This is a genomic window from Streptomyces sp. NPDC001744 (assembly GCF_042892575.1).
Lineage (GTDB): Bacteria > Actinomycetota > Actinomycetes > Streptomycetales > Streptomycetaceae > Streptomyces.
In genome coordinates, this window is record NZ_JBIAUG010000001.1 from 41171 (window position 1) to 67756 (window position 26586).

General features: G+C 69.4%; 38 protein-coding genes. 2 read left to right on the plus strand and 36 right to left on the minus strand.

The window, feature by feature from the left end:
- Positions 1-37: 37 nt before the first annotated feature.
- On the minus strand, positions 38-481 hold the full coding sequence (gene rplM, locus ACFYZY_RS00195; protein WP_388687912.1) for a 50S ribosomal protein L13: 444 nt from the start codon (positions 479-481) through the stop codon (positions 38-40).
- Positions 482-735: 254 nt separating this feature from the next.
- Positions 736-2358 (minus strand): ABC-F family ATP-binding cassette domain-containing protein, encoded by a 1623-nt coding sequence (locus tag ACFYZY_RS00200; RefSeq protein WP_388687915.1) that lies wholly within the window; start codon positions 2356-2358, stop codon positions 736-738.
- A 56-nt stretch (positions 2359-2414) separates the two neighbouring features.
- Here ACFYZY_RS00200 and ACFYZY_RS00205 point away from each other — a divergent pair, with 56 nt between their 5' ends.
- Entirely contained in the window at positions 2415-3419 is a 1005-nt protein-coding gene (locus tag ACFYZY_RS00205) for a hypothetical protein (protein ID WP_388687918.1), read from the plus strand.
- Here ACFYZY_RS00205 and truA read toward each other — a convergent pair.
- The 34 genes from truA to gdhA form a co-directional block, all read right to left on the minus strand.
- A complete protein-coding gene (truA, locus tag ACFYZY_RS00210) occupies positions 3390-4247 on the minus strand; it encodes a tRNA pseudouridine(38-40) synthase TruA (RefSeq protein WP_388687920.1) in 858 nt (285 codons plus the stop codon). The genes ACFYZY_RS00205 and truA overlap by 30 nt on opposite strands.
- Before the next feature lie 83 nt (positions 4248-4330).
- On the minus strand, positions 4331-4816 hold the full coding sequence (gene rplQ, locus ACFYZY_RS00215) for a 50S ribosomal protein L17 (RefSeq protein WP_388687922.1): 486 nt from the start codon (positions 4814-4816) through the stop codon (positions 4331-4333).
- Positions 4817-4991: 175 nt separating this feature from the next.
- Positions 4992-6014, minus strand: a complete 1023-nt coding sequence (locus ACFYZY_RS00220; RefSeq protein WP_030209023.1) for a DNA-directed RNA polymerase subunit alpha — start codon at positions 6012-6014, stop codon at positions 4992-4994.
- A gap of 138 nt (positions 6015-6152) precedes the next feature.
- Complete coding sequence (gene rpsK / locus ACFYZY_RS00225) at positions 6153-6557, minus strand: 30S ribosomal protein S11 (protein ID WP_003956432.1); 405 nt, start codon at positions 6555-6557, stop codon at positions 6153-6155.
- A 66-nt stretch (positions 6558-6623) separates the two neighbouring features.
- Complete coding sequence (gene rpsM, locus ACFYZY_RS00230; protein ID WP_030209021.1) at positions 6624-7004, minus strand: 30S ribosomal protein S13; 381 nt, start codon at positions 7002-7004, stop codon at positions 6624-6626.
- Positions 7005-7191: 187 nt separating this feature from the next.
- A complete protein-coding gene (gene rpmJ / locus ACFYZY_RS00235) occupies positions 7192-7305 on the minus strand; it encodes a 50S ribosomal protein L36 (protein ID WP_003956441.1) in 114 nt (37 codons plus the stop codon).
- A gap of 63 nt (positions 7306-7368) precedes the next feature.
- Complete coding sequence (infA, locus tag ACFYZY_RS00240; RefSeq protein ID WP_003956442.1) at positions 7369-7590, minus strand: translation initiation factor IF-1; 222 nt, start codon at positions 7588-7590, stop codon at positions 7369-7371.
- A 199-nt stretch (positions 7591-7789) separates the two neighbouring features.
- Positions 7790-8641: a type I methionyl aminopeptidase gene (map, locus tag ACFYZY_RS00245; RefSeq protein WP_388687926.1), complete on the minus strand. Its 852-nt coding sequence runs from the start codon at positions 8639-8641 to the stop codon at positions 7790-7792.
- 97 nt (positions 8642-8738) lie between these two features.
- The gene (locus tag ACFYZY_RS00250; RefSeq protein ID WP_388687929.1) at positions 8739-9386 is read right to left on the minus strand and encodes an adenylate kinase; all 648 of its coding nucleotides are present in this window, start codon (positions 9384-9386) and stop codon (positions 8739-8741) included.
- Entirely contained in the window at positions 9386-10705 is a 1320-nt protein-coding gene (gene secY / locus ACFYZY_RS00255; RefSeq protein ID WP_388687932.1) for a preprotein translocase subunit SecY, read from the minus strand. The genes ACFYZY_RS00250 and secY overlap by 1 nt, the downstream gene beginning before the upstream one ends.
- 219 nt (positions 10706-10924) lie before the next feature.
- The gene (gene rplO, locus ACFYZY_RS00260) at positions 10925-11380 is read right to left on the minus strand and encodes a 50S ribosomal protein L15 (RefSeq protein WP_093874532.1); all 456 of its coding nucleotides are present in this window, start codon (positions 11378-11380) and stop codon (positions 10925-10927) included.
- A 1-nt stretch (position 11381) separates the two neighbouring features.
- Entirely contained in the window at positions 11382-11564 is a 183-nt protein-coding gene (gene rpmD / locus ACFYZY_RS00265; RefSeq protein ID WP_015035589.1) for a 50S ribosomal protein L30, read from the minus strand.
- Positions 11564-12166, minus strand: a complete 603-nt coding sequence (gene rpsE / locus ACFYZY_RS00270) for a 30S ribosomal protein S5 (RefSeq protein ID WP_030214033.1) — start codon at positions 12164-12166, stop codon at positions 11564-11566. Before rpsE ends, rpmD begins: the two co-directional genes overlap by 1 nt.
- Before the next feature lie 46 nt (positions 12167-12212).
- Positions 12213-12596, minus strand: a complete 384-nt coding sequence (rplR, locus tag ACFYZY_RS00275; protein WP_388687937.1) for a 50S ribosomal protein L18 — start codon at positions 12594-12596, stop codon at positions 12213-12215.
- A gap of 3 nt (positions 12597-12599) precedes the next feature.
- Positions 12600-13139 (minus strand): 50S ribosomal protein L6, encoded by a 540-nt coding sequence (rplF, locus tag ACFYZY_RS00280; RefSeq protein ID WP_388687939.1) that lies wholly within the window; start codon positions 13137-13139, stop codon positions 12600-12602.
- Between the two features lie 21 nt (positions 13140-13160).
- Positions 13161-13559, minus strand: a complete 399-nt coding sequence (gene rpsH / locus ACFYZY_RS00285; protein ID WP_015035585.1) for a 30S ribosomal protein S8 — start codon at positions 13557-13559, stop codon at positions 13161-13163.
- A gap of 206 nt (positions 13560-13765) precedes the next feature.
- Positions 13766-13951, minus strand: coding sequence for a type Z 30S ribosomal protein S14 (locus ACFYZY_RS00290; RefSeq protein ID WP_003948630.1), 186 nt, complete (start codon positions 13949-13951; stop codon positions 13766-13768).
- Positions 13952-13956: 5 nt separating this feature from the next.
- Entirely contained in the window at positions 13957-14514 is a 558-nt protein-coding gene (rplE, locus tag ACFYZY_RS00295) for a 50S ribosomal protein L5 (RefSeq protein ID WP_104860432.1), read from the minus strand.
- On the minus strand, positions 14511-14822 hold the full coding sequence (gene rplX / locus ACFYZY_RS00300) for a 50S ribosomal protein L24 (protein ID WP_030208998.1): 312 nt from the start codon (positions 14820-14822) through the stop codon (positions 14511-14513). Before rplX ends, rplE begins: the two co-directional genes overlap by 4 nt.
- A gap of 2 nt (positions 14823-14824) precedes the next feature.
- Positions 14825-15193 (minus strand): 50S ribosomal protein L14, encoded by a 369-nt coding sequence (rplN, locus tag ACFYZY_RS00305; protein WP_003956455.1) that lies wholly within the window; start codon positions 15191-15193, stop codon positions 14825-14827.
- A 106-nt stretch (positions 15194-15299) separates the two neighbouring features.
- A complete protein-coding gene (gene rpsQ, locus ACFYZY_RS00310) occupies positions 15300-15581 on the minus strand; it encodes a 30S ribosomal protein S17 (protein WP_388687943.1) in 282 nt (93 codons plus the stop codon).
- Complete coding sequence (gene rpmC, locus ACFYZY_RS00315) at positions 15581-15805, minus strand: 50S ribosomal protein L29 (protein WP_017239580.1); 225 nt, start codon at positions 15803-15805, stop codon at positions 15581-15583. The genes rpsQ and rpmC overlap by 1 nt, the downstream gene beginning before the upstream one ends.
- The gene (gene rplP / locus ACFYZY_RS00320) at positions 15805-16224 is read right to left on the minus strand and encodes a 50S ribosomal protein L16 (protein WP_015035580.1); all 420 of its coding nucleotides are present in this window, start codon (positions 16222-16224) and stop codon (positions 15805-15807) included. Before rplP ends, rpmC begins: the two co-directional genes overlap by 1 nt.
- A 5-nt stretch (positions 16225-16229) precedes the next feature.
- On the minus strand, positions 16230-17078 hold the full coding sequence (gene rpsC, locus ACFYZY_RS00325) for a 30S ribosomal protein S3 (RefSeq protein ID WP_017239578.1): 849 nt from the start codon (positions 17076-17078) through the stop codon (positions 16230-16232).
- Entirely contained in the window at positions 17078-17425 is a 348-nt protein-coding gene (rplV, locus tag ACFYZY_RS00330; RefSeq protein WP_004571827.1) for a 50S ribosomal protein L22, read from the minus strand. The genes rpsC and rplV overlap by 1 nt, the downstream gene beginning before the upstream one ends.
- Before the next feature lie 42 nt (positions 17426-17467).
- Positions 17468-17749: a 30S ribosomal protein S19 gene (rpsS, locus tag ACFYZY_RS00335; RefSeq protein ID WP_015035577.1), complete on the minus strand. Its 282-nt coding sequence runs from the start codon at positions 17747-17749 to the stop codon at positions 17468-17470.
- A gap of 12 nt (positions 17750-17761) precedes the next feature.
- Positions 17762-18598, minus strand: a complete 837-nt coding sequence (gene rplB / locus ACFYZY_RS00340) for a 50S ribosomal protein L2 (protein WP_030208986.1) — start codon at positions 18596-18598, stop codon at positions 17762-17764.
- A gap of 39 nt (positions 18599-18637) precedes the next feature.
- On the minus strand, positions 18638-18961 hold the full coding sequence (gene rplW, locus ACFYZY_RS00345; RefSeq protein ID WP_053646169.1) for a 50S ribosomal protein L23: 324 nt from the start codon (positions 18959-18961) through the stop codon (positions 18638-18640).
- Complete coding sequence (rplD, locus tag ACFYZY_RS00350; protein WP_388687948.1) at positions 18961-19611, minus strand: 50S ribosomal protein L4; 651 nt, start codon at positions 19609-19611, stop codon at positions 18961-18963. The genes rplW and rplD overlap by 1 nt, the downstream gene beginning before the upstream one ends.
- 7 nt (positions 19612-19618) lie before the next feature.
- Positions 19619-20263, minus strand: a complete 645-nt coding sequence (gene rplC, locus ACFYZY_RS00355) for a 50S ribosomal protein L3 (RefSeq protein ID WP_388687950.1) — start codon at positions 20261-20263, stop codon at positions 19619-19621.
- Between the two features lie 13 nt (positions 20264-20276).
- Positions 20277-20585 (minus strand): 30S ribosomal protein S10, encoded by a 309-nt coding sequence (rpsJ, locus tag ACFYZY_RS00360; RefSeq protein WP_003948644.1) that lies wholly within the window; start codon positions 20583-20585, stop codon positions 20277-20279.
- Positions 20586-21038: 453 nt separating this feature from the next.
- Positions 21039-22301 (minus strand): RNA polymerase sigma factor, encoded by a 1263-nt coding sequence (locus ACFYZY_RS00365; protein WP_388687953.1) that lies wholly within the window; start codon positions 22299-22301, stop codon positions 21039-21041.
- On the minus strand, positions 22298-22660 hold the full coding sequence (locus ACFYZY_RS00370; protein WP_388687956.1) for a YciI family protein: 363 nt from the start codon (positions 22658-22660) through the stop codon (positions 22298-22300). The genes ACFYZY_RS00365 and ACFYZY_RS00370 overlap by 4 nt, the downstream gene beginning before the upstream one ends.
- Positions 22661-22843: 183 nt before the next feature.
- The gene (gdhA, locus tag ACFYZY_RS00375) at positions 22844-24211 is read right to left on the minus strand and encodes an NADP-specific glutamate dehydrogenase (protein ID WP_388687959.1); all 1368 of its coding nucleotides are present in this window, start codon (positions 24209-24211) and stop codon (positions 22844-22846) included.
- Between the two features lie 269 nt (positions 24212-24480).
- On the opposite strand from gdhA, the gene ACFYZY_RS00380 reads away from it, so the two are divergent.
- Complete coding sequence (locus ACFYZY_RS00380; protein ID WP_388687961.1) at positions 24481-26466, plus strand: PIG-L family deacetylase; 1986 nt, start codon at positions 24481-24483, stop codon at positions 26464-26466.
- Positions 26467-26586 lie beyond the last annotated feature (120 nt).

The window sequence follows — 26586 nt, forward strand, 5'->3', positions numbered from 1 at the left end:
CTCAGATTTCTTTCGTTCTTAGGGGGTGTGGCCGGAACTACTGCGCGACCTGGGTGATCTCGAACGGGACCGGCTGCTGAGCAGCGTGCGGGTGGTTCTCGCCCGCGTAGACCTTCAGCTTCGAGAGCATCTGACGGCCCAGGGTGTTCTTGGGGATCATGCCCTTGATGGCCTTCTCGACGGCCTTCTCGGGGTTCTTGGAGAGCAGCTCGTCGTAACGGACGGAGCGCAGACCGCCCGGGAAGCCGGAGTGGCGGTACGCCAGCTTCTGGGTCTTCTTGTTGCCGGAGAGGTGGACCTTGTCGGCGTTGATGATGATGACAAAGTCGCCCATGTCCATGTGGGGCGCGTAGACGGGCTTGTGCTTGCCTCGCAGGAGGTTCGCAGCCGTGGTCGCGAGACGGCCCAGGACAACGTCCTGCGCGTCGATGATGTGCCACTGGCGAGTGACATCGCCGGGCTTGGGGCTGTACGTACGCACTTCGTAGCCTTCGCTTCTTCAGTGGATGGAGTCCAGACACACCTGAAGCGATCATGCAGCTGGGGCCTGCACTGCCGGGACGCCGCCCGTATGCGAGCCACTGGTAACTGCTCCAGGGAACCTGCGCGGGGACCCTTCGTGCGGACACGGCGAAGCCCCTACGCGTAACAAACCGCCACAGTACCCGCGCCGCCCCGGGCGGGTCAAAACGCGTCGGCCCCGCCGCGCCCGCCCCCGCCGGCCGGGACCCGGGGTCAGCGTGCCCGCTCCACCCGCCGCTCGTCCCACACCGGCTCGCCCGTCTCCCGTACGACCCCGTCCGAGCCGAAGACCAGGAACCGGTCGAAGCTCTTCGCGAACCAGCGGTCGTGCGTGACGGCCAGCACCGTTCCCTCGTACGACTCCAGGCCGTCCTGGAGCGCCTCGGCCGACTCCAGGTCCAGGTTGTCCGTCGGCTCGTCCAGGAGCAGCGCGGTGGTGCCCGCCAGCTCCAGGAGGAGGATCTGGAACCGGGCCTGCTGGCCGCCCGAGAGCTTGTCGAAGGGCTGGTCGCCCTGGCGCTCCAGCTCGTACCGGCGCAGGACGGACATCGCCCCGCCCCGGTCCTTGGAGTGCTCCGTCCACAGGATGTCCACGAGCGGGCGGCCCGCCAGCTCCGGGTGGGCGTGGGTCTGCGCGAAGTGCCCCGGCACGACCCGGGCGCCCAGCTTCCACGTCCCCGTGTGCGCGACCGACCCGTCCCCGGCGAGCAGCCGCAGGAAGTGCGACTTGCCGGAACCGTTCGAGCCGAGGACCGCGACCCGCTCCCCGTAGAAGATCTCCAGGGAGAACGGCTTCATCAGCCCGGTCAGTTCGAGGTTCTCGCAGGTCACGGCCCTGACTCCGGTCCGGCCGCCGCGCAGCCGCATCCGGATGTCCTGCTCGCGCGGCGGCTCCGGGGGCGGTCCCGCCTCCTCGAACTTCCGCAGCCGGGTCTGCGCCGCCGCGTACCGCGAGGCCATCTCGTGGCTGACCGCCGCCGCCTGCCGCAGGTTCACCACCAGCTTCTTCAGCTGGGCGTGCTTCTCCTCCCAGCGCCGCTTCAGCTCCTCGAAGCGGGCGAACCGCTCCCGCCGCGCCTCGTGGAAGGTGTCGAAGCCGCCGCCGTGCACCCACACGTCCGAACCGGCCGGGCCGGGCTCGACCGCGACGATCTTCTGCGCGGCCCGGGAGAGCAGCTCCCGGTCGTGGGAGATGAAGAGCACGGTCTTGCGGGTCTCCCGCAGCCGCTCCTCCAGCCACCGCTTGGCGGGCACGTCGAGGTAGTTGTCCGGCTCGTCGAGGAGCAGCACCTCGTCCGGGCCGCGCAGCAGCGCTTCGAGCACCAGCCGCTTCTGCTCGCCGCCGGAGAGCGTCCGGACCTCCCGGAACTGCGCCTTCTCGTACGGGACGCCGAGCGCCGCCGTGGTGCAGATGTCCCACAGGGTCTCCGCCTCGTACCCCTGCGCCTCGGCCCAGTCGGAGAGGGCCTGCGCGTACCCCATCTGCGCGGCCTCGTCGTCCACCGTCATGATCAGGTGCTCGGCCTCGTCCACCGCCTTCGCGGCCTCCCGGACGCGGGGCTGCGCGACCGAGACGAGCAGGTCGCGGACGGTGGACCCGTCCCGTACGGAGCCGACGAACTGCGGCATCACGCCGAGGCCGCCGCTGACGGTGACGGAGCCGCCGTGCGGCTGGAGCTCCCCGGCGATCATCCGGAGGAGCGTGGTCTTCCCGGCGCCGTTGGCCCCGACGAGCGCGACGACGGCGCCCTCCCCCACCCGGAAGGAGGCGTCCCCGAGCAGGACCCTCCCGTCGGGAAGGTAGTACTCAAGATGTGCGGCCTCGACGTGTCCCATGGAGTGCATTGTCGCCGCCCGCCCCGGCCGGACCCAAGCGGTTTAGGATGCGCGGCATGAGCTTTGGGGGACCGCAGTGGCCGCAGGAGCCGCAGCGACAGGGGCAGGGGCAGCCGGGACACGGTCCGCAGCCGGGGGGCGGGCAGCAGCCCGGGAACCCCGCACAGCCGGGGTGGCAGCAGCCGGGCGCACCCGGGCAGCCGGGGTGGCAGCAGCCCGGGTACGGGCAGGGGGGACAGGGGCCCGGACAGCCCGGCGGCGGCCCGGCCCCCGACTGGAGCGCCCTGGCCGACGCCACGGCCGCCCGCGACCGCCGCAGGCGCCGGCTGATGATCGGCGGCGGCGTCCTGGCCGCCCTGGTCGTCGGCGCGGTCGTCGCCACCGCCGTGGTGGCCACCGGCAAGAAGAACGAGGCCGCCGGGAAGGGCGGGGCGCTCCCCACCCTCACGGCCTCCCCCACCGGGACCCCCACCCCGGAACCGACCTTCTCCTCGGTGGCGCCGCCGCCCCCGCCGAACCCGAAGGACTACATCTCGGACCCGAAGAAGGACAGGGCCCCGCTCACCGCCGAGGGCCTCTTCCCGGGCCGGAAGGTGACCATGAGCGGCCGCCCGTACCAGAAGGGCGCGACCTCCGCCACGACCGACTGCGCGGCCGTCACCCAGGGCGGCCTCGGCGCCGTCCTGAAGGGGAACGGCTGTCAGCGGGTGCTCCGCGCCACCTACGTGCGGGACGGCGTGGCGACCACCGTCGGCGTCGCCGTCTTCCCCTCCGAGGCGGCGGCCCTGAAGGCGAAGAACGAGGCCACCGGCGGCATCGCCCCGCTGGCCGGCGCGGGCGTGGGCGACTTCTGCCGCGCCACCGTCTGCCTGCGCCGGTCGAACGCCATCGGCCGGTACGCGTACTTCACCCAGGCCGGCTTCGCCGACGGCCGGAAGGTCACCAAGGCCGACCGGGCCGTCTTCCTGGCCAGCGACGACCTCGGCACCTTCGCCTTCAACCAGATCTACGCCCGCGGGCGCGCCCAGGCGTCAGCAGCAGCCGGCGCTCCCGGGCAGTGACCGCTTGTTGCGCGCCTCCCTGCTGCGGGCGGCGAGCAGCTCGTCGGCCGGGTAGCCGACCTCTTCGAGGGTGAGGCCGTGCGGCCGTACGACGTGCACGGCCGAGTCCCGGACGCCGGCGGCGAGCACCTTGCCCGGCCACTCCACGGGCCGGTGGCCGTCGCCGACGAAGAGCAGCGCGCCGACGAGCGAGCGGACCATGTTGTGGCAGAAGGCGTCCGCCCTGACGGTCGCTTCCAGGACGCCGTCGGGCCGCCGCTCCCAGCGCAGCTCCTGGAGGGTGCGGATGGTCGTGGCGCCCTCGCGCTTCTTGCAGTACGCGGCGAAGTCGTGCTCGCCGACGAGTGCGGCGGCGGCCTCGTTCATGGCGTCCACGTCGAGGGTCCAGTCGTGCCAGAGCACGTGTCCGCGCAGCAGCGGGTCGACCCCGCCGGGGGCGTCGGTGACGCGGTAGGCGTAGCGGCGCCAGATCGCGGAGAAGCGGGCGTTGAAACCGCTGGGGGCCTCGGTCAGGGACCGGATCCGCACGTCGTGGGCCAGGCGCCCGGCGAGCCGCCGCAGCAGCTTGTCGCGGTGCTCCTCCCACAGCTCCACGGGCAGGTCGACGTGGGCGACCTGGCCGCGCGCGTGGACGCCGGCGTCGGTCCGGCCGGCCACGGTCAGCTCGTACGTCTCCGTGGACCGGGTCACGGTCCGCAGGGCGTCCTCGATGTCCCCCTGGACGGTCCGCTGCCCGCGGGCCTGCTTGGCCCAGCCGGAGAAGTCCCTGCCGTCGTACGCAAGGTCCAGCCGGACCCGTACGAAACCGTCCTGCACGTCGTCGCTCACGCGGAGATCCTCTCAAACACACGGGAACGGGCCCGCACCCCCGGAGGGGTACGGGCCCGCACACGGAACAGCCGGAAGAACGCTTACGCGTCCTTCGACTCCTCGGCGGCCTCGTCGGCCTTGGTCTCCTCGGCCTTGGGGGCCTCGTCGGCCTCCTTGACGGCGCGCTTGGTGGCGGCCTCGGCCTCGGCGACGGTCGCCTTCTTGGCGATCTCGCCCTCGACCAGCTCGATCACGGCCATCGGGGCGTTGTCGCCACGACGGTTGCCGATCTTGGTGATGCGGGTGTAGCCACCCGGGCGCTCCGCGTAGCGCGGGGCGATCTCGGTGAAGAGGGTGTGGACGATGCCCTTGTCGGTGATCGTCTGCAGCACCAGGCGACGGTTGTGGATGTCGCCCTTCTTCGCCTTGGTGATCAGGCGCTCGGCGACCGGACGCAGGCGGCGGGCCTTGGCCTCGGTCGTGGTGATGCGGCCGTGCTCGAAGAGGGACTTCGCCAGGTTGGCGAGCAGCAGACGCTCGTGAGCGGCGCTGCCGCCGAGACGGGCACCCTTGGCGGGACGCGGCATGGTCTTTCTCCTTGTGATCTGCACCGGCCGTACGAGGTACCGGTGTCAGTGTCCGAGCGGGCGGTCGCCCGTCGGAGACCCGCGCTCCCGGGGGGCGCGGGGAACCGCACGGCCGGCCGGAGCCGGCCGGCGGCCGCAGTCGTTCCGATCCTCCGGGGGCGGGCCCCCGGGCGGATCAGTACTGCTCGGTCTCGACGAAGCCCGCGTCCGCGTCGTCGTCGGCGCCGAAGGCGTCGGCGGCGGCGGTCGGGTCGAATCCGGGCGGGCTGTCCTTGAGCGCCAGGCCCATGCCGGCCAGCTTCGCCTTGACCTCGTCGATCGACTTCGCACCGAAGTTGCGGATGTCGAGCAGGTCCGCCTCGGAGCGCGCCACGAGCTCACCCACGGAGTGGATGCCCTCGCGCTTGAGGCAGTTGTAGGAGCGGACCGTGAGCTCCAGCTCCTCGATCGGCAGCGCCAGGTCGGCGGCGAGGGCGGCGTCCGTGGGGGACGGGCCCATGTCGATGCCCTCGGCGTCGATGTTGAGCTCGCGCGCCAGACCGAACAGCTCGACCAGGGTCTTGCCGGCGGACGCCATGGCGTCGCGCGGGCGCATGGCCTGCTTGGTCTCGACGTCGACGATCAGCTTGTCGAAGTCGGTGCGCTGCTCGACACGGGTCGCCTCGACCTTGTACGTGACCTTGAGCACCGGCGAGTAGATGGAGTCGACCGGGATGCGGCCGATCTCCTGGCCCGCCTGCTTGTTCTGCACGGCGGAGACGTAGCCGCGACCGCGCTCGACGGTCAGCTCCATCTCCAGCTTGCCCTTGGCGTTCAGGGTGGCCAGGACGAGGTCGGGGTTGTGCACCTCGACACCGGCCGGGGGCGCGATGTCGGCGGCGGTGACCAGACCCGGACCCTGCTTGCGCAGGTACATCACGACCGGCTCGTCGTGCTCCGAGGAGACGACCAGCTGCTTGATGTTCAGGATGAGGTCGGTGACGTCCTCCTTGACGCCCGGCACGGTGGTGAACTCGTGCAGGACGCCGTCGATGCGGATGCTGGTGACGGCGGCACCCGGGATCGAGGACAGGAGGGTACGGCGGAGGGAGTTGCCGAGGGTGTAGCCGAAGCCCGGCTCCAGCGGCTCGATCACGAACCGGGAGCGGAACTCGTCGACGACCTCTTCGGTCAGCGACGGACGCTGAGCGATAAGCATGTCTTTTCCTTCAGTCGTGGACGCCCACTATTTGACGCCCGACAGGTACTGCCAAGGGTACGGGCGGCACGTCCCTGCGAGGGGTCGTACCGCCCGGACTCTCAAGGACGCACGGGTGCGTCCGTCACGCGGCCGGCGTCAGACGCGGCGGCGCTTGGGGGGACGGCAGCCGTTGTGCGGCGTGGGGGTGACGTCCTGGATCGAGCCGACCTCGAGGCCGGTGGCCTGGAGGGAGCGGATCGCGGTCTCACGGCCGGAGCCGGGACCCTTGACGAAGACGTCGACCTTGCGCATGCCGTGCTCCTGCGCGCGGCGGGCGGCCGACTCGGCGGCCATCTGCGCGGCGAAGGGGGTGGACTTGCGCGAGCCCTTGAAGCCGACGTGGCCGGCGGAGGCCCAGGAGATCACGTTGCCCGAGGGGTCCGTGATCGAGACGATCGTGTTGTTGAACGTGCTCTTGATGTGCGCGTGGCCGTGAGCGACGTTCTTCTTTTCCTTGCGGCGCACCTTCTTGGCAGCGCCCTGACGACCCTTGGGGGGCATCTATATCTCCTACGGGAGGTGGTCGGTCCTACAGCGAAGACCGCTTGGTCAAGCGTCCGCTGAGGACTACTTCTTGCCCGGCTTCTTCTTGCCGGCGATGGCGCGACGCGGGCCCTTGCGGGTACGGGCGTTCGTGCTGGTGCGCTGACCGCGGACGGGCAGGCCACGACGGTGGCGGAGGCCCTGGTAGCAGCCGATCTCGACCTTGCGGCGGATGTCGGCGGCGATCTCACGGCGGAGGTCACCCTCGGTACGGAGGTTGGCGTCCACGTACTCGCGGATCTTGACGAGGTCTTCCTCGGCAAGGTCGCGGACACGGGTGGACGGGTTCACGCCGGTCGCGGCGAGAATCTCCTCGGACCGGGTACGCCCGATGCCGAAGACGTAGGTGAGTGCGACCACCACACGCTTTTCGCGCGGGATGTCAACACCGGAAACGCGTGCCATTCAATGGCTCCTGTGTTCTCGGGGGTCTGCTGCAGAACCGTTCCCGGCTGCCGTACGAGGTACAGATCGGGTCCCCGGCCCCCGCCGGAGGTGCCGTCAACCGTGGAACACGGTCCGACGGGCTCTGCGATGTACATGTGCTTGCGTCGCGCGAAGAACTGCGAAGTTGCAGGTCGGTCGGCGTGCGTCAGCCCTGGCGCTGCTTGTGGCGCAGGTTGTCGCAGATGACCATGACCCGGCCGTGACGGCGGATCACCTTGCACTTGTCGCAGATCTTCTTGACGCTCGGCTTGACCTTCATGGGATGTGAGGTTCTCCGGGTCAGTGCCACCACCCGCGCGCGGACGCGGGGTGCGGGCAAGATCTACTTGTACCGGTAGACGATCCGGCCACGCGTCAGGTCGTACGGGGAGAGCTCCACGACGACCCGGTCGTCCGGAAGGATACGGATGTAGTGCATCCGCATCTTGCCGGAGATGTGCGCGAGGACCTTGTGACCGTTCTGAAGTTCCACCTTGAACATGGCGTTCGGGAGGGACTCGATCACGGTGCCCTCGATCTCGATGGCACCTTGCTTCTTGGCCACGCTTCGCCTTTCGAATCGGCTACCTTGATCGACTTTCGCCCCCGCATGCGGACACACGGGTACACGAGAGCCGACGCATCAGTCTACGTCAGGAGCAAGCGAAAGACGAATCGGGAAGTCTGCCCACTCCGGGTGATCCTTACGCGGGCCACCGTGCGGCGGAAAATCCGCGCGGAGAGGCCGCCGCGCGGGGTCCGGACTACGCCAGCGGGTCCGGCGCCGCCGTGACGCCCAGCTCCGCCAGCTTCGCCTTCCCGCCGTCGACCGCCGTCAGGACCAGCGGGCCCTCCTCGGTCACCGCCACGCTGTGCTCCCAGTGCGAGGACCAGGTGCCGTCCGTCGTGACGACCGTCCAGTCGTCCTCCAGGACCTCCGTGCGCGGGGTGCCCAGGGAGACCATCGGCTCGATCGCCAGGCAGAGGCCGGGGACCAGCTTCGGGCCCTTGCCGCGCTTGCGGGAGACGTAGTTCAGCAGGTGCGGGTCCATGTGCATCTCGGTGCCGATGCCGTGGCCGCCGTAGTCCTCGATGATCCCGTACCGGCCGAGGCTGTGGTCGCCGACCGCCGGGCGCGGCTGCCGCTTGATGTAGGTCTCGATCGCCTTCGAGACGTCCACCAGGCGGTTGCCGGTCCTCATGGCCGCGATGCCGGCCCACATGGACTCCTCGGTCACCCGGGAGAGCTCGACCAGCTCGGGCGCGTGTCCGGTGCCCACGAAGGCGGTGTAGGCCGCGTCGCCGTGCCAGCCGTCCACGATCGCGCCGCAGTCGACCGAGATGACGTCGCCGTCCTTGAGGACGGTCTTGTCATCCGGGATGCCGTGGACGACGACCTCGTTCACCGAGGTGCAGATCGTCGCGGGGAACCCGCCGTAACCGAGGAAGTTCGACTTCGCCCCGTGGTCGGCGATGACCTTGCGCGCGACCTCGTCCAGGTCCTTCGTCGTGGCGCCCGGCACGGCCGCCTCGCGGGTCGCCGCGTGGATGGCGGCGACGACCAGGCCCGCCTCGCGCATCTTCGCGATCTGCTCGGGGGTCTTGATCTGCACCATCGTGGCCGGGGCCTTTCCATCGAGTACGGGTGAGCAGAACAACGATACGGCCGCGGCGCCCCCGAGGGGCACCGCGGCCGTATCGGACGGAGCGGGGTTACTTCTTGAGCGCGGCCATCGCCTTGGCGGTGACCTCGTCCACCTTGCCGAGCGCCGAGATCGTCACGACCAGGTTCTGCGCCCGGTAGTAGTCGATGATCGGCTCGGTCTGCGTGTGGTAGACCTCCAGGCGCCGGCGGACGGTCTCCTCGGAGTCGTCGTCGCGCTGGTAGAGCTCACCGCCGCAGACGTCGCAGACGCCCTCGGTCTTCGGCGCGTTGTACGTCACGTGGAAGACGTGCGCGCTGTCCTTGCGGCAGATGCGGCGGCCCGCGATCCGCTTCACGACCTCGTCCTCGGGGACCTCCAGGTCCAGGACCGCGTCCAGCTCCATGCCGCCGGCCTTCAGGACGGCGTCCAGCGCCTCGGCCTGGGCGACGTTCCGGGGGAAGCCGTCCAGGAGGAAGCCGTTGGCGGCGTCCGGCTGGTCCATCCGGTCCTTGGCCATCCCGATGGTCACCTCGTCGGGCACCAGGTCGCCGGCGTCCATGAACGCCTTGGCCCTGAGTCCCAGCTCCGTGCCCTGCGAGATGTTGGCACGGAACAGATCACCCGTGGAGATGTGCGGGATGTCCAGGTTCTTGGCGAGGAACGCAGCCTGCGTGCCCTTGCCCGCACCGGGCGGTCCGACGAGGACGATTCGCATCAGCGGAGGAACCCTTCGTAATTGCGCTGCTGGAGCTGGCTCTCGATCTGCTTCACGGTCTCCAGCCCCACACCCACGATGATGAGGATGCTCGTCCCGCCGAAGGGGAAGTTGGCATTGGCGCCGCCGAAGCCTGCCAACGCCATCGTCGGCACGAGAGCGATCAGACCCAAGTACAGCGAGCCCGGCCAAGTGATCCTGTTGAGCACGTAGCTCAGGTACTCGGCAGTAGGTCGACCGGCCCGGATACCCGGGATGAAGCCACCATACTTCTTCATGTTGTCGGCGACTTCCTCGGGGTTGAACGAGATCGCCACGTAGAAGAAGGCGAAGAACACGATCAGGAGGAAGTAGGTGGCGATGTAGTACGGGTGGTCACCCTTGACGAAGTGGGCTTCGATCCAGGTCTTCCAGCCCGCGGTGGAGTTGGAGAACTGGGCGACGAGGGCCGGGATGTAGAGCAGCGACGACGCGAAGATGACGGGAATCACACCCGCCTGGTTCACCTTCAGCGGGATGTACGTGGACGTACCGCCGTAGGAGCGCCGGCCGATCATGCGCTTCGCGTACTGGACCGGGATGCGGCGCTGGGCCTGCTCGACGAAGACCACGAGGGCCACCATCACGAAGCCGACCAGGATGACGACGCCGAACTCGATCCAGCCCTGGGCGAGCTTGCCGCTCTCCTTGATGGCCCACAGGGCGCCCGGGAAGCCGGCGGCGATCGAGATGAACATCAGGATCGACATGCCGTTGCCGATGCCGCGGTCGGTGATCAGCTCACCGAGCCACATGACGAGCGCGGTGCCGGCCGTCATGGTGATCACCATCGTGGCGATGGTGAAGATCGACTGGTCGGGCACGACCTGGTCGGCGACGGCGCAGCCGCTGAAGAGCGCGCCGCTCTTGGCGGTCGCGACGAGACCGGTGCCCTGGAGGATGGCGAGGGCGATCGTCAGGTACCGGGTGTACTGCGTGATCTTGGCGGTACCGGACTGCCCCTCCTTCTTGAGGGCCTCGAGGCGCGGGATCACGACGGTCAGCAGCTGCAGGATGATGCTCGCCGTGATGTACGGCATGATGCCGAGCGCGAAGATGGTGATCTGCAGCAGCGCCCCGCCGCTGAACATGTTGACGAGGCCGAACAGGCTGCTGTTGCCCTCGCTGGCCTGCTTGACGCACTGCTGGACGGCCTCGTAGCTGACGCCGGGTACGGGGACGTGGGCCCCGAGGCGGTACAGCACGATGATGGCGAGCGTGAAGAGTAGCTTCTTGCGCAGGTCGGGCGTCTTGAACGCCCGGGCGAACGCGGTGAGCACGGTGCCTCCTGCGACCCCCGCGCAATGCGTCAAGGGTGACGGTCTTGAGGTTCGACGAATAGTTGGTTTCCGCCATCGACCCCGCGCGCACACGGCACACGGAGTCCGGACAGTGCACGCCACCTTACCGGCGACCATGCCCCCCTAGGAACGACCAACCGGGGATGCCCCTTTTGAGAGGCATCCCCGGTCGGATGTTCAAGCCATCGAGCGGTCGTCTCAGACGAGCTCGGTGACGGTGCCGCCGGCGGCGGCGATCTTCTCCTTGGCGGAGCCGGAGACGGCGTCGACCGTCACCTGCAGCGCCACGGAGACCTCGCCCTGGCCAAGGACCTTGACGAGCTGGTTCTTGCGAACGGCACCCTTGGCGACCAGATCGGCCACCGTGACCTCGCCACCCTGCGGGTAGAGCGCGGTGAGCTTGTCCAGGTTCACGACCTGGTACTCGGTGCGGAAGGGGTTCTTGAAGCCCTTCAGCTTCGGCAGACGCATGTGGAGGGGCATCTGCCCGCCCTCGAAGCGCTGCGGAACCTGGTAGCGGGCCTTCGTGCCCTTCGTACCACGACCGGCCGTCTTACCCTTCGACGCCTCACCACGACCGACACGGGTCTTCGCGGTCTTGGCGCCGGGGGCGGGACGGAGGTTGTGGGCCTTCAGCGGGTTGTTCTCCGCCATGTCAGTCAACCTCCTCGACCGTCACGAGGTGGCGGACGGTGTGCACCATGCCGCGGAACTCGGGACGATCCTCCTTGACAACCACGTCGTTGACCTTCTTGAGGCCGAGCGAACGCAGGGTGTCGCGGTGGTTCTGCTTGCTGCCGATGTACGACTTCGTCTGCGTGACCTTGAGGCGAGCCATTACGCACCCGCCCCAGCACGCGCACGGAGCAGAGCCGCGGGGGCGACGTCCTCGAGGGGCAGACCGCGGCGGGCCGCGATCTCCTCGGGACGCTGCAGGCCCTTGAGGGCCGCCACGGTCGCGTGCACGATGTTGATCGCGTTGGACGAGCCGAGCGACTTCGACAGGATGTCGTGAACGCCGGCGCACTCCAGAACGGCGCGCACCGGGCCACCGGCGATCACACCGGTACCGGGGGAAGCCGGCTTCAGGAGCACGACGCCCGCGGCACGCTCGCCCGTGATCGGGTGAGGGATGGTGCCCTGGATGCGCGGAACCTTGAAGAAGTTCTTCTTGGCTTCCTCGACACCCTTGGCGATGGCCGCGGGAACTTCCTTGGCCTTGCCGTAACCGACACCTACGGTGCCGTCACCGTCACCCACCACGACGAGCGCGGTGAAGCTGAAGCGACGACCACCCTTGACAACCTTGGCGACGCGGTTGATCGCGACAACGCGCTCAACGTACGCGGTCTTCTCGGCGGCAGCGCCACCGTCGCGGCCCTTCCGGTCCCGCCGCTCGCCGCCACCGGCACCGCTTCCGCGGCGCTGGGGTCCAGCCATTGGATTTACCTCTCTCTGTTACGTCCGTTAGTCCCGGAACCGGGGCTTAGAACTTCAGCCCGGCTTCGCGGGCGGCGTCAGCCAGAGCGGCAATGCGCCCGGCGTACCTGTTGCCACCACGGTCGAACACGACAGCCTCGACACCAGCGGCCTTGGCGCGCTCGGCGACGAGGGCTCCGACCTGCTTGGCCTGCGCGGACTTGTCACCCTCGCCGCCACGGATCGACGCGTCCAGGGTCGACGCCGACGCAAGGGTGTGACCCTTGAGGTCGTCGATGACCTGAGCGGTGATACCGCGGTTCGAACGCGTCACGACGAGGCGCGGACGCTCCGCCGTACCCGACACGCTCTTGCGGATGCGGATGTGGCGGCGCGCCTTGGCGGCACGCTTGTAAGCGTCGCCCTTGGCGATCTTCACACCGTATGCCATGGCTTACTTACCAGCCTTTCCGACCTTGCGGCGGATGACCTCGCCGGCGTACTTGACGCCCTTGGCCTTGTACGGGTCGGGCTTCCGCAGCTTGCGGATGTTCGCCGCGACCTCGCCGACCTTCTGCTTGTCGATGCCCTCGACCGAGAACTTGGTCGGCGACTCGACCTTGAACGAGATGCCCTCGGGCGCCTCGACCAGGATCGGGTGGCTGTAACCGAGCTGGAACTCCAGGTTGGAGCCCTTCGCGGCGACGCGGTAACCGACACCGCTGATCTCGAGCGCCTTCACGTAACCCTGGGTCACACCGGTGATCATGTTGGCCACCAGCGTGCGGGACAGGCCGTGGAGGGCCTTGTTCTGACGCTCGTCGTTCGGGCGGGTGACGTTGAGAACGCCGTCCTCGCCCTTAACGATCTCGATCGGCGCGGCGACGGTGTGGCTCAGGGTGCCCTTGGAACCCTTGACCGTGACCGTGCGGCCATCGATGGTGACGTCCACGCCGGCGGGAACCTGGATAGGCAGCTTGCCAATACGCGACATTAGCTATTCCTCCGTTCCCGACTACCAGACGTAGGCGAGGACTTCCCCACCTACGCCCTTCTTGCCTGCCTGCTGGCCGGTCAGGAGACCGTGGGACGTGGAGATGATCGCCACGCCCAGGCCGCCGAGGACCTTCGGCAGGTTGGTGGACTTCGCGTAAACCCGGAGACCGGGCTTCGAGATCCGCTTGATGCCCGCGATGGAGCGCTCACGGTTCGGACCGAACTTGAGCTCGAGGACGAGGTTCTTGCCGACCTCGGCGTCCTCGACCTTCCAGCCCGTGATGAAGCCCTCCTGCTGGAGGATTTCCGCGATGTGAGACTTGATCTTGCTGTGCGGCATCGTCACGGAGTCGTGGTATGCCGAGTTCGCGTTACGCAGACGAGTCAGCATGTCCGCGATCGGATCAGTCATGGTCATGAATTGGCCTTCGGCCTCTCTCGCCGGGGTTTCCAGTGCGCCATCCCTCTCCCCACACAGGGGCGGGACGGGTGCGGCGCGGGGACCTACGGCGTAGTAAGTCGTACGGGCGGCGGACGCCCAACCCCACAAGCCTAAGGCATGCGAGGACGGGCCTCCGCCGACCCAATGCTTACCGAGAGACTCCGGTCATCCCAATGAAGGGATTACCAGGAGCTCTTGGTCACGCCCGGCAGCTCGCCACGGTGAGCCATCTCACGAAGGCACACGCGGCACAGGCCGAACTTGCGGTACACGGAGTGGGGACGACCACAGCGCTGGCAGCGCGTGTAACCGCGCACGCCGAACTTGGGCTTGCGGGCAGCCTTCGCGATGAGAGCCTTCTTCGCCATCTCGCTTACGCCTCCTTGAAGGGGAAGCCGAGGTGACGCAGAAGGGCACGGCCCTCGTCGTCGTTGGTCGCCGTGGTCACCACGGTGATGTCCATACCCCGGACACGGTCGATCTTGTCCTGGTCGATCTCGTGGAACATGACCTGCTCCGTGAGACCGAAGGTGTAGTTGCCACGGCCGTCGAACTGCTTGGGGGACAGGCCGCGGAAGTCGCGGATGCGCGGGAGCGCCAGCGACAGGGTGCGGTCCAGGAACTCCCACATGCGGTCGCCACGGAGCGTGACGTGGGCGCCGATCGGCTGGCCCTCGCGGAGCTTGAACTGCGCGATGGACTTGCGAGCCTTGGTGACGGCCGGCTTCTGACCGGTGATCGTCGTGAGGTCGCGGATCGCGCCGTCGATCAGCTTCGAGTCACGGGCGGCGTCGCCGACACCCATGTTGACCACGATCTTGACGAGACCGGGGATCTGCATGACGTTCTCGTACGAGAACTCCTCACGCAGCTTGCCCGCGATCTCCTCGCGGTACTTCGTCTTGAGACGCGGAGTGGTGGTAGCCATCAGATGTCCTCACCCGTCCGCTTGGCAACGCGGATCTTGTTGCCCTCGTCGTCGAAGCGGTAACCGACACGCGTGACGACCTTCTTGCCGTCCTTCTCCACGACGAGCTGAACGTTGCTCACGTGGATCGGGGCCTCGGTCGTCACGATGCCGCCGGCCTGCGAGGGGCCGGCCTTGGTGTGCTTCTTGACCCGGTTGACACCCTCGACGAGGACGCGGTTCTCGCGGGGGAAGGCCGTGACGACCTTGCCCTGCTTGCCCTTGTCCTTACCGGTGATGACCTGGACCAGGTCGCCCTTCTTGATCTTCATGCTTACAGCACCTCCGGCGCGAGCGAGATGATCTTCATGAACTTCTTCTCGCGCAGCTCACGGCCGACCGGGCCGAAGATACGGGTGCCACGAGGGTCGCCGTCGTTCTTGAGAATGACAGCGGCGTTCTCGTCGAAGCGGATGTACGAGCCGTCCTGGCGGCGGCGCTCCTTGACGGTGCGAACGATGACCGCCTTGACGACGTCACCCTTCTTCACGTTGCCACCGGGGATCGCGTCCTTGACGGTGGCGACGATGACGTCACCGATGCCCGCGTAGCGGCGACCCGAGCCACCGAGAACACGGATGCAAAGGATCTCCTTGGCACCAGTGTTGTCGGCGACACGCAGTCGCGACTCCTGCTGGATCACGTCTATCTCCTGATTGTCTGCCGGTTCCCGGTGGAGAAGCACTCGTGACGAGCGCTTCTCCACCGAGCCTGGCGGAACTGAACCTAAGGGAAAGCCCCCTAGGTGATTACTTGGCCTTCTCGAGGATCTCGACGACGCGCCAGTGCTTCGTGGCGGACAGCTTCCGGGTCTCCATCAGGAGGACGCGGTCACCGATGCCGGCGGCGTTCTGCTCGTCGTGAGCCTTGAGCTTGTTCGTACGGCGGATGACCTTGCCGTACAGCGCGTGCTTGACGCGGTCCTCGACGGCGACGACGACGGTCTTGTCCATCTTGTCGCTGACGACCAGGCCCTCGCGGACCTTACGAGCGTTCCGCTCGTTCTTTTCAGTCACGTTGCTCTCGCTCATCAGGCGTTCTCCACCGTCTCGATGCCCAGCTCGCGCTCACGCATCAGGGTGTAGATCCGGGCGATGTCCTTACGGACGGACTTGAGCCGACCGTGGTTCTCGAGCTGGCCCGTCGCCGCCTGGAAGCGGAGGTTGAACAGCTCTTCCTTGGCCTCGCGGAGCTTGTTGAGAAGCTCCTCGTTGCCCAGCTCGCGCAGCTCGGACGCCTTGGTACCGGCCGACATCACAGCTCACCTGCCTCGCGCTTGACGATCTTGCACTTCATCGGCAGCTTGTGAGCCGCACGGGTCAGAGCCTCGCGCGCGATCTTCTCGTTCGGGTAGGACAGTTCGAACATCACCCGACCCGGCTTGACGTTCGCGATCCACCACTCGGGAGAACCCTTACCGGAACCCATGCGGGTCTCGGCGGGCTTCTTCGTGAGCGGGCGGTCCGGGTAGATGTTGATCCAGACCTTGCCGCCACGCTTGATGTGGCGGGTCATCGCGATACGGGCCGCCTCGATCTGGCGGTTGGTCACGTACGCCGGCGTGAGGGCCTGGATGCCGTACTCGCCGAACGCGACCTGCGTACCACCCTTGCTCATGCCAGAGCGCTTGGGGTGGTGCTGCTTGCGGTGCTTGACCCTACGGGGGATCAGCATGTCGGTCAGGCCTCCGTTCCGGTGCTCTCAGCCGGAGCGGCAGCGGCGGCGGGAGCGTCGGCCTTGGGGGCCTCGGCAGCCGGCGCGGACTGCTGCTGCGGCTTGCGGCCGCGGCCGCCACGCTCGCCACCGCGGCCACCACGGCCGGCCGGGCGGTCGCCAGCGCCGGCACCGCGGGCCGGGCGGTTGCCCGCACGGGCCGCGGCGTTCTCGGCGCGGACCTCGGCGATGTTCTTGACGTCGCCCTTGTAGATCCAGACCTTCACGCCGATGCGGCCGAAGGTCGTCTTGGCCTCGAAGAAGCCGTAGTCGACGTTCGCGCGGAGCGTGTGCAGGGGCACGCGGCCCTCGCGGTAGAACTCCGAGCGGGACATCTCGGCGCCGCCGAGGCGACCGCCGCACTGGATCTTGATGCCCTTGGCGCCGGCCTTCATCGTGCCCTGCATGCTCTTGCGCATGGCACGACGGAAGGAGACGCGGGAGGAGAGCTGCTCGGCGACGGCCTGGGCGACCAGCTGGGCGTCCATCTCGGGGTTCTTGACCTCGAGGATGTTCAGCTGGACCTGCTTGCCCGTGAGCTTCTCGAGGTCGCCGCGGATGCGGTCGGCCTCGGCGCCGCGGCGGCCGATGACGATGCCGGGACGCGCGGTGTGGATGTCCACACGCACACGGTCACGGGTGCGCTCGATCTCCACCTTCGAGATGCCGGCGCGCTCCATGCCGGACGTCATCATCCTGCGGATGGCGACGTCTTCCTTGACGTAGTCCTTGTACAGCTTGTCGGCGTACCAGCGGGACTTGAAGTCCGTGGTGATGCCGAGCCGGAACCCATGCGGGTTAACCTTCTGGCCCATTACCGGGTTCCTTCCTTGCTGCTGACGACCACGGTGATGTGGCTGGTCCGCTTACGGATCCGGTAGGCACGGCCCTGAGCACGCGGACGGAACCGCTTCAGGGTCGGGCCCTCATCCACGTACGCCTCGCTGATGACCAGCGAAGAGGCGTCGGTGTGGTCGTAGTTGTGTGCAGCGTTGGCGATGGCGCTGTCCAGCACCTTGCCAACCGGCACGCTCGCGGCCTGCGGGGCGAAACGCAGGACCGCCTGAGCCTCCGTGGCGTCCATGCCACGGATAAGGTCCACCACGCGGCGGGCCTTCATGGGCGTGACGCGGATGTACCGCGCCTGGGCCCTGGCTTCCATGGTTGTCCTTCCAGTGTCTGTCATGGTCATTCCACCCCGCTACTAGCGGCGCTTCGACTTCCGGTCGTCCTTCACGTGACCCCGGAAGGTGCGCGTCGGCGAGAACTCGCCGAGCTTGTGGCCGACCATCGACTCGGTGACAAACACCGGAATGTGGGTCTTGCCGTTGTGCACCGCGATCGTGTGGCCGAGCATGGCCGGGATGATCATCGAGCGACGGGACCAGGTCTTGATGACGTTCTTGGTACCGGCTTCGTTCTGGGCGTCCACCTTCTTGACGAGGTGGCCGTCGACGAAGGGTCCCTTCTTGAGACTGCGCGGCATCTAAACCCGCTCCTAGCGCTTCTTGTTCGTCTTGCGGCGGCGGACGATGTACTTGTTCGAAGCCTTCTTCGGCGAACGAGTACGACCCTCCTTCTGACCCCACGGGGAGACCGGGTGGCGACCACCGGAGGTCTTGCCCTCACCACCACCGTGCGGGTGGTCGACCGGGTTCATCGCCACACCGCGGACGGTCGGGCGAACACCCAGCCAGCGCTTGCGTCCGGCCTTGCCCCAGTTGATGTTCGACTGCTCGGCGTTGCCGACCTCGCCGATGGTGGCGCGGCAGCGGGCGTCGACCAGACGGATCTCACCGGACGGCATGCGGAGGTGGGCCATGGTGCCCTCCTTCGCCAGCAGCTGCACGGAGGCACCGGCCGAGCGGGCGAACTTGGCGCCGCCACCGGGACGGAGCTCGATCGCGTGGATCGTGGTACCGACCGGGATGTTGCGGAGCGCCAGGTTGTTGCCGGGCTTGATGTCCGCGCCGGGGCCGTTCTCGACGCGGTCACCCTGCGTCAGACCCTTGGGGGCGATGATGTAGCGCTTCTCGCCGTCCACGTAGTGGAGCAGCGCGATGCGCGCGGTGCGGTTGGGGTCGTACTCGATGTGAGCGACCTTGGCCGGCACGCCGTCCTTGTCGTGACGACGGAAGTCGATCACGCGGTAGGCGCGCTTGTGGCCACCGCCCTGGTGACGGACGGTCACACGACCGGTGTTGTTACGGCCGCCCTTGCTGTGCAGGGGGCGGACCAGCGACTTCTCCGGCGTGGACCGCGTGATCTCGACGAAGTCGGCTACGGAGGAGCCACGGCGGCCCGGCGTAGTCGGCTTGTACTTGCGGATACCCATTTCTCAGTCCTCGTCCGATATCGGACGACTCGACCGCCGTCAGGCGGTCGGGCCGCCGAAGATGTCGATTCGGTTGCCCTCAGCAAGGGTCACGATGGCGCGCTTGGTGTCCTTGCGCTTGCCGAAACCGGCCTTGGTCCGCTTGCGCTTGCCCTGGCGGTTGATCGTGTTGACCCCGGTGACCTTGACCGAGAAGACCGCCTCGACGGCCTGCTTGATCTGGGTCTTGTTGGAGCCGGGCGCGACGATGAACGTGTACTTGTTCTCGTCGAGCAGGGCGTAGCTCTTCTCCGAGACGACCGGCTTGACGAGGATGTCACGCGGGTCCGAGAAGGTCTTGCTGGTGACGACGGCCTCGCTCATCAGGCGTCGCTCCCTTCGGTCTCAGCGGTCTGGGGGCCAGACACGAAGGACTCGAGGGCGGCCTTGGTGAAGACCACGTCGTCGGAGACGATCACGTCGTACGTGTTGAGCTGGCCCGGCTCCAGGATGTGCACCTGGGGCAGGTTACGAGCGGACAGCCACGCGGCCTCGTCGGAGCGCTCGGCGACCAGGAGCAGGTTCTTGCGCTCCGAGATCTTGCCGAACAGCGTCTTGGCGGCCTTGGTGGAGACCTCGCCCTCGACCACGCCGGTGACGACGTGGATGCGGGAGTGGTTCGCCCGGTCCGAGAGGGCACCGCGGAGAGCGGCGGCCTTCATCTTCTTCGGGGTCCGCTGCGAGTAGTCACGCGGCACGGGACCGTGCACGACGCCACCACCGGCGAACTGCGGGGCGCGGGTCGAACCCTGACGGGCGCGGCCGGTGCCCTTCTGGCGGTAAGGCTTCTTGCCACCACCGCGGACTTCGCCACGGGTCTTGGTCTTGTGCGTGCCCTGACGGGCCGCGGCCAGCTGCGCGACGACGACCTGGTGGATCAGCGGAACGCTGACCTTCGCGCCGAAGATCTCCTCGGGGAGGTCGACGGTCCCGGCCTTGTCGCCCGCCGGCGAAAGGATGTCAATGGTGCTCATCGGTTCCTCAAACCCCCTTGGCCGCGGTGCGGACCAGGACGAGGCCACCGTTCGGGCCGGGGACGGCGCCCTTGATGAGCAGCAGACCCTTCTCGGCGTCAACGGCGTGGACGGTCAGGTTCTGGGTGGTCACACGCTCGTTGCCCATGCGACCGGCCATGCGCATGCCCTTGAAGACACGGCCCGGGGTGGCGCAGCCACCGATGGAACCGGGCTTGCGGTGCACGCGGTGGGCACCGTGCGACGCCTTGCCACCACGGAAGTTGTGGCGCTTCATGACACCGGCGAAGCCCTTGCCCTTGCTCTTGCCGGTGACGTCGACCTTCACGCCGGCCTCGAAGAGCTCGGCGGTGATCTCCTGGCCGAGCGTGTACTCGGAGGCGTCGGCGGTGCGGAGCTCCACCAGGTGGCGGCGCGGGGTGACGTCGGCCTTGGCGAAGTGGCCCTTGAGGGGCTTGTTCACCTTGCGCGGGTCGATCTCGCCGAAGGCGATCTGGACCGACTCGTAGCCGTCGGTGTCGTTCGTACGCACCTGGGTCACGACATTCGGGCCGGCCTTGACGACGGTCACCGGGACGACCCGGTTGTTCTCGTCCCAGACCTGCGTCATGCCGAGCTTCTCGCCCAGGATGCCCTTGATGTTCTTAGCCATCTCGCGCGTCACCTCAGAGCTTGATCTCGATGTCGACGCCCGCCGGCAGGTCGAGGCGCATGAGCGAGTCGACCGTCTTCGGCGTGGGGTCGAGGATGTCGATGAGGCGCTTGTGCGTGCGCATCTCGAAGTGCTCGCGCGAGTCCTTGTACTTGTGCGGCGACTTGATGACGCAGTACACGTTCTTCTCAGTGGGCAGCGGCACCGGGCCCGCGACCGACGCACCAGTGCGCGTCACCGTCTCGACGATCTTCTTCGCCGAGGAGTCGATGACCTCGTGGTCGTAGGCCTTGAGCCGGATGCGGATCTTCTGTCCCGCCATGGCTACTCAGTAGTCCTTTGTCTCGTAAACGCTCTGGAACCCGGTCGGTCGTGCTTCCGGAGAACCGCCGCCTCCTCCGACCCACGCGGTCGGGCGTGTCGCACTCCCTCTACGCAGAAGTCCCAGGGACTTCCCAACCAAGGGGGCACGGTCGCCATGACCGCCGATCGGGGGCTGCCGCACTGTCTCCACCGGCCCACCGGGTGCCTGGCCGGCACCCCGCTGACGCTTCCCAGAAGATTCCCGTACGTCCGCCCCTGAGAAGGAGCGACGAGTACTGTGGGACTCGCTTCCGGTCCCCCCGACGGGAGGCGCGCAGCATCGGCACTCAACCGAGCAACCCCGACAGTCTGCCACACACGGGCATCCGGCCGCCAATCGGGGTCGAAGACTGTACCCCACGTCACGTACGCCCATGCGCCGGGGCGCATACGCAGGGTGTGCGCGCGGCGCTCAGGCGCCCCTCTCCCCCGGCCCTGCCAGGCGCCGGGCCCGCTCCGTCAGGTAGCGCCGTTCGGGGGCGCCGGCCGTGCGGCGGGCCGCCTCGCGGTAGGCGGTGGCGGCGCCCCCGTCGTCGCCGAGCAGTTCGAGGAGGTGCGCCCGCGCGGCGAGGAGGCGGTGGTGCCGGGCGAGCCGCTTGTCCGCCGCCAGCCCGTCCAGGAGTTCGAGCCCGGCTCCGGGGCCGTGGACCATCGCGACGGCGACCGCGCGGTTGAGCGTGACCATCGGGTTCGGCCCGGTCCGCTCCAGGAGGTCGTACAGGGCGAGGATCTGCGGCCAGTCCGTCTCTCCGGCGGACCCCGCCTCGTCGTGCACGGCCGCGATCGCCGCCTGGAGCTGGTACGGACCGACCCGCCCCTTCGGCAGGGTGCGGCCGAGCAGCTCCACCCCCTCCGCGACCAGCCGGCCGTCCCAGCGCGTCCGGTCCTGCTCCGTGAGCGGCACCAGCTCCCCGGCCGGCCCCGTGCGGGCCGGACGGCGGGCGTCGGTGAGCAGCATGAGGGCGAGCAGTCCCGCCGTCTCGGTGTCGTCGGGGACGAGCCGGTGCAGCAGCCGGGCGAGCCGGATCGCCTCCGTGGACAGCGCGGGCGCGGTGAGCGCGTCGCCGCCGCTGGTCGTGTAGCCCTCGTTGAAGATCAGGTACAGCACGTGCCGCACCTCGGCGAGGCGGGCCGCGCCCTCCTCGCCCCCCGGCGGGGTCAGCGGCCAACCCCCTTCCCTGATCGCCTGTTTGGCCCGGCTGATCCGCTGCGCCATGGTCGCCTCGGGCACCAGGAAGGCGGCGGCGATCTGCGCGGTGGTGAGGCCGCCGACGGCGCGCAGGGTGAGCGCGATCCGGCTGGGCGGCGACAGCTCCGGGCGGCAGCAGAGGAAGAGCAGCGCCAGGGAGTCGTCCCGGTCCGTACCGGGGTCCTCGTCCGCCGCGCGCGCCAGGAGCTCGGAGTCCGGGGTGGCGAGCGCGACGGCGTCCTCGCGGCGCCTGCGCGCGGCCTCGCCGCGCACCAGGTCCACGTACCGGCGGTGGGCGACGGTCAGCAGCCAGCCGTACGCGTTGCCGGGCACGCCCTCCCCGGGCCACTGCCGGGCGGCGGCGATCAGGGCCTCCTGGAGGGCGTCCTCGCAGAGGTCGAAGTCGCCGTGCCGCCGGACGAGCGCGCCGAGGACCCGCGGCGCGTGCTCGCGCAGCAGGTCCTCGACGCCGTTCCGGTCGCTCACGCGTCCGCCGCGGACTCGTGCAGGACCGGCCACAGCTCGACGGGCTCGACGTCCGCGAAGGGCATGTCGGCGGCGATCTCCTGCGCCCGCTCCTGGCTGTCGCAGTCCAGGAGGTAGAAGCTGGCCAGGTACTCCTTGGTCTCCAGGTACGGGCCGTCGGTGACGGCCGGCGCCCCGTCCTCGCGCCGCACGAGCCGGGCGGCGGCCGCGTCGGCCAGTCCGTACGCGCCGATCAGCTCGCCGCTCTCCCGGTACTCGCGGTTGAAGGCCTCCTGCCGGGCGATCGCCTCGGGCCACGCCTCGGCGGGGAAGGCGTCCCACTTGGCCTGGTTGCCGTAGATCATCGCGACGTACTTCATTCCGGGTGCCCTCCCCGTTCCCGCGCGCCCCTCCGGCGCGCTGTCACCCTACGGTCGGAGCCGTCCGGACGGTCTCTACGTCCCCGGGAAGATCTTCCGGAAAATCTTTCCGGGGACGTACGGGCACGGATGCGGAGGCGTACGGGGACGGGGACGTGCGGACGCGGCCGGCCCGGCCGCGGCTCAGATGACGCCCTGCGCCAGCATCGCCCCGGCGACCCGCTCGAACCCGGCGATGTTGGCCCCGGTGACGTAGTCGCCCGGCGCCCCGTAGCGTTCGGCCGTCTCGTGGCAGGCCGTGTGGATCGAGGTCATGATCCCCGCCAGCTCCTCCTCCACCCGGGCCGCGCTCCAGGTCGTACGGGAGTGGTTCTGCGCCATCTCCAGGGCGCTGACGGCGACACCGCCCGCGTTGGCGGCCTTGCCCGGACCGAAGGCGACGCCGGCCCGCTGGAACAGGTGGACCGCCTCCGCCGTCGTGGGCATGTTGGCGCCCTCGGCGACGGCCTTCACGCCGTTGCGGATCAGGGCCGCCGCGTCGTTCTCGTCCAGCTCGTTCTGGGTCGCGGACGGCAGGGCCACGTCGGCGGGGACCTCCCAGACCCGGCCGCCGGGCACGAAGCGCGCGGAGGCGCCCCGGCGCTCGGCGTAGTCCGCCACCCGGCCGCGCTCGACCTCCTTGACGTGCTTGAGCAGCGCGAGGTCGATGCCCTTGTCGTCGTACACGTAACCGCCGGAGTCGGAGCAGGTCAGCGGGTTGGCACCGAGGGCGATCAGCTTCTCGATCGTGTACAGGGCCACGTTGCCGGAGCCGGAGACGACGGCCGTCCGGCCCTCCAGGCCCTCGCCGCGCTCGCGGAGCATCGCCTCGGCGAAGAGGACGCTGCCGTAGCCGGTGGCCTCCGGGCGGATCGCGGAGCCGCCCCAGCCGCTGCCCTTGCCCGTGAGGACGCCGGCCTCCCAGCGGTTGGTGATCCGCCGGTACTGGCCGAACAGGTAGCCGATCTCCCGGCCGCCGACGCCGATGTCACCGGCCGGCACGTCGGTGTGCTCACCGAGGTGCCGGTACAGCTCGGTCATGAACGACTGGCAGAACCGCATGACCTCGGCGTCGCTGCGGCCGTGCGGGTCGAAGTCGCTGCCGCCCTTGCCGCCGCCGATGCCGAGCCCGGTCAGGGCGTTCTTGAAGATCTGCTCGAAACCGAGGAACTTGACGATCCCGAGGTTCACCGACGGGTGGAAGCGCAGACCGCCCTTGTAGGGGCCGAGGGCGCTGTTGAACTCGACGCGGAAGCCCCGGTTGACCCGCGTACGGCCCCGGTCGTCCTGCCACGGCACCCGGAAGATGATCTGCCGCTCGGGCTCGACCAGCCGCTCCAGGAGTCCGGGCTCGGCGAACTCCGGACGGGCCGCGAGCACGGGGGCGAGGCTGTCGAGCACCTCGTGGACGGCCTGGTGGAACTCGGGCTGCGCCGGGTTGCGGTGCTCGATCTCGGTGCGGAGGGCGTCGAGAGCGGCCCGGGCGGCCTTCGGGTCGGGTCGGTTCGGCACGTGGAACCCCCTTCTGGCACGGCATGCGCCGGCGGAGAAACCGGTGGGAGCGCTCGGCGCCGTTGCCGCGCGCGGGAGGGAGGGACGGCCGCCCGGAACTCCCTCGTTCCGCCGCCGTCGTACTCACTGTTGCATCCATGTGATCGTGAGCACCAGTGAGCGGACTCCGGGTTCCGTCATCCGAGACGCCTGTCAACCGTGCCGTACGGACACAACCCCTTCGCGCGCACATCCGTCTTTCAGGGGACCGATGAGTGAAGGGCCCCCCAGTGCAGCACACCACCCCCCGTCGCAGGACGGTCCTCGCCGGCGCCCTCGCCGGCGCCTCGGCCGTCGCCGGATGCTCCGTACCGGAGCCGCGCCGGGCCGGACCGACCGCCGATCCGGCGCCGGGGAAACCGGTCGCCCCGACGCCGCCCCACCGGGCGCTCCTGATGCAGTTCGCCGCGCACCCGGACGACGACCTGTACTTCATGAACCCGGACTCGCAGCGGCTGATCGACGCGGGGGTCCCGCTCGTCTCCGTGTACGTGACCGCCGGCGAGCACAACGGCCGGAACCGGATCGCCGGAATGCCCGCGGCCCGCCCGGACCGGGCGGCCTACTCCGCCGCCCGCCACCAGGGGCTGCGCCAGTCGTACGCCGTGGCCCTCGGCCTGCCGGTGTTCACGCCGTGGCGGCGGGGGGTCCTGACGCTCCCGGGAGGCCGGCGGGCCGAGATCGACACGCTCACGCACGGCACCCGCCGGATCGAGCTGGTCTTCCTCAACCTGCCGATGCACGCCCCCCGCCGGTACATGGCGCTGCCCGCGCTCTGGAAGGACCGCTCCCTGGAGGTGCGGACCCACCTGTCGGCGGACTCCCCCCTCACCCGCCCGGACACCTACGACTACGACGGCCTGGTCGAGGTCCTGGCCGGACTGCTCGCCCGCTACCGGCCCACCGTGGTGCACACCCTGGACCCGGACCCCGACATCCAGCACGGCACCGACGCCGCACGGCGGAACGACGCCGAGCAGCCGGGCTACGAGGACCACGGGGACCACACGGCGGTCGCCTGCTTCACCTGGGCCGCGCTGTGCCGCCGCGTCGCGGACGCGGTGCGGGACGGCGAGCCGGTGCCGGCCTTCACCACGACCGCCTTCCGGGGCTACTACAACCGGCACTGGCCCAAGAACCTCCCGCCGGGAGTCCTGAAGGAGAAGGCCGCCCGGCTCGTCCCGTACGGCGGGAACCCGTCCTGGCGGTGCGGGAACCCCTCGGGCTGCGGCGACTACGGGGTCGGCGGCACCCGGCCGCTCACCAACCGCAAGGGCTGGGTCCGCTCCACCCACCACCGCTGGCCCGGTGCCCGCCCGGTGCTCGCCGAGGAGCCGGACGGACGGCTCACGGCCTACGGGGTCCTGGGCCTGCGCGCGGTCCGCCGGCGCGAGACCGCCCCCGGCGGCGCCTGGGGCGAGCCGGAGGACCTGGGCGGCGGCCCGCTCGCCCCGGCGCTCGGCTCGGCCGTCCTCGACGACGGCAGGACGCTGCTCTTCGGGGTGCGGTTCGCCGCGCTCGACGGGCACGGCGGGGCCAACCGGCGCGAGGTGGTGCTCCTGGAGCAGCGCTCCCCCGGCGGTCCGTTCCTCGCCTGGCGGGGCCTGGGGAACCCGGAACACACAAGCGACCGGGGGCGCAGAATCGGTTCTCCGGTGGCGGTCGCGACCCCCGACGGCCGGGTCCACCTCTTCGTGCGGAACGCGGACAAGCACGTCTCGACCAGGGTCCGGGCGGCGGACGGGACCTGGGGTCCCTGGCGGACCCTCCCCGGGGACGCGGAGGTCCAGGACGGGCTGGCCGTCTCGGTGGACGGGGCGGGCCGGACGCACCTCTACGCGGCGGGCCGGGAGTCCGTACGACACTGGGTGGACGGGACGGAGCGGACGGAACGGCTCCCGCTCTCCGGCTCCACCGTGGCGAGCGCGAACGGCGCGCTCTACCACCGGCCCCCGGCGTCCGGGAAGCTGCTCGGCCCGCGCGGCGACGCCGGCCTCGACGGGTACGGGGGCGTGGTCGCCGCGCACTCGGCGGCGCTCGGGACCGTCCTGCTCGGCACGGACCCGCGCGGCCGGGCGACGGTGCGGGCCGGCGGCCGCAGGCGTACCCGTACGTCCGGCGGTCCCGTGGTCTCGGCCGCCCTGCACCTGGGCGCGCGGGGAGCGACCGTGGTGGGCGCGGGCGCGGACGGACGGCTGTGGAGCTGGCGGCCGTAGGCCGTGCCCGGAAGGTCCCGCCCGGGCCGCGGCGTCCGGCGGAACGCGAGAAAGGCCCCGCACCTCTCGGTGCGGGGCCTTCCCCTTATCGCTCAGCGGCTCCTGCGAGCCACCAGGTCA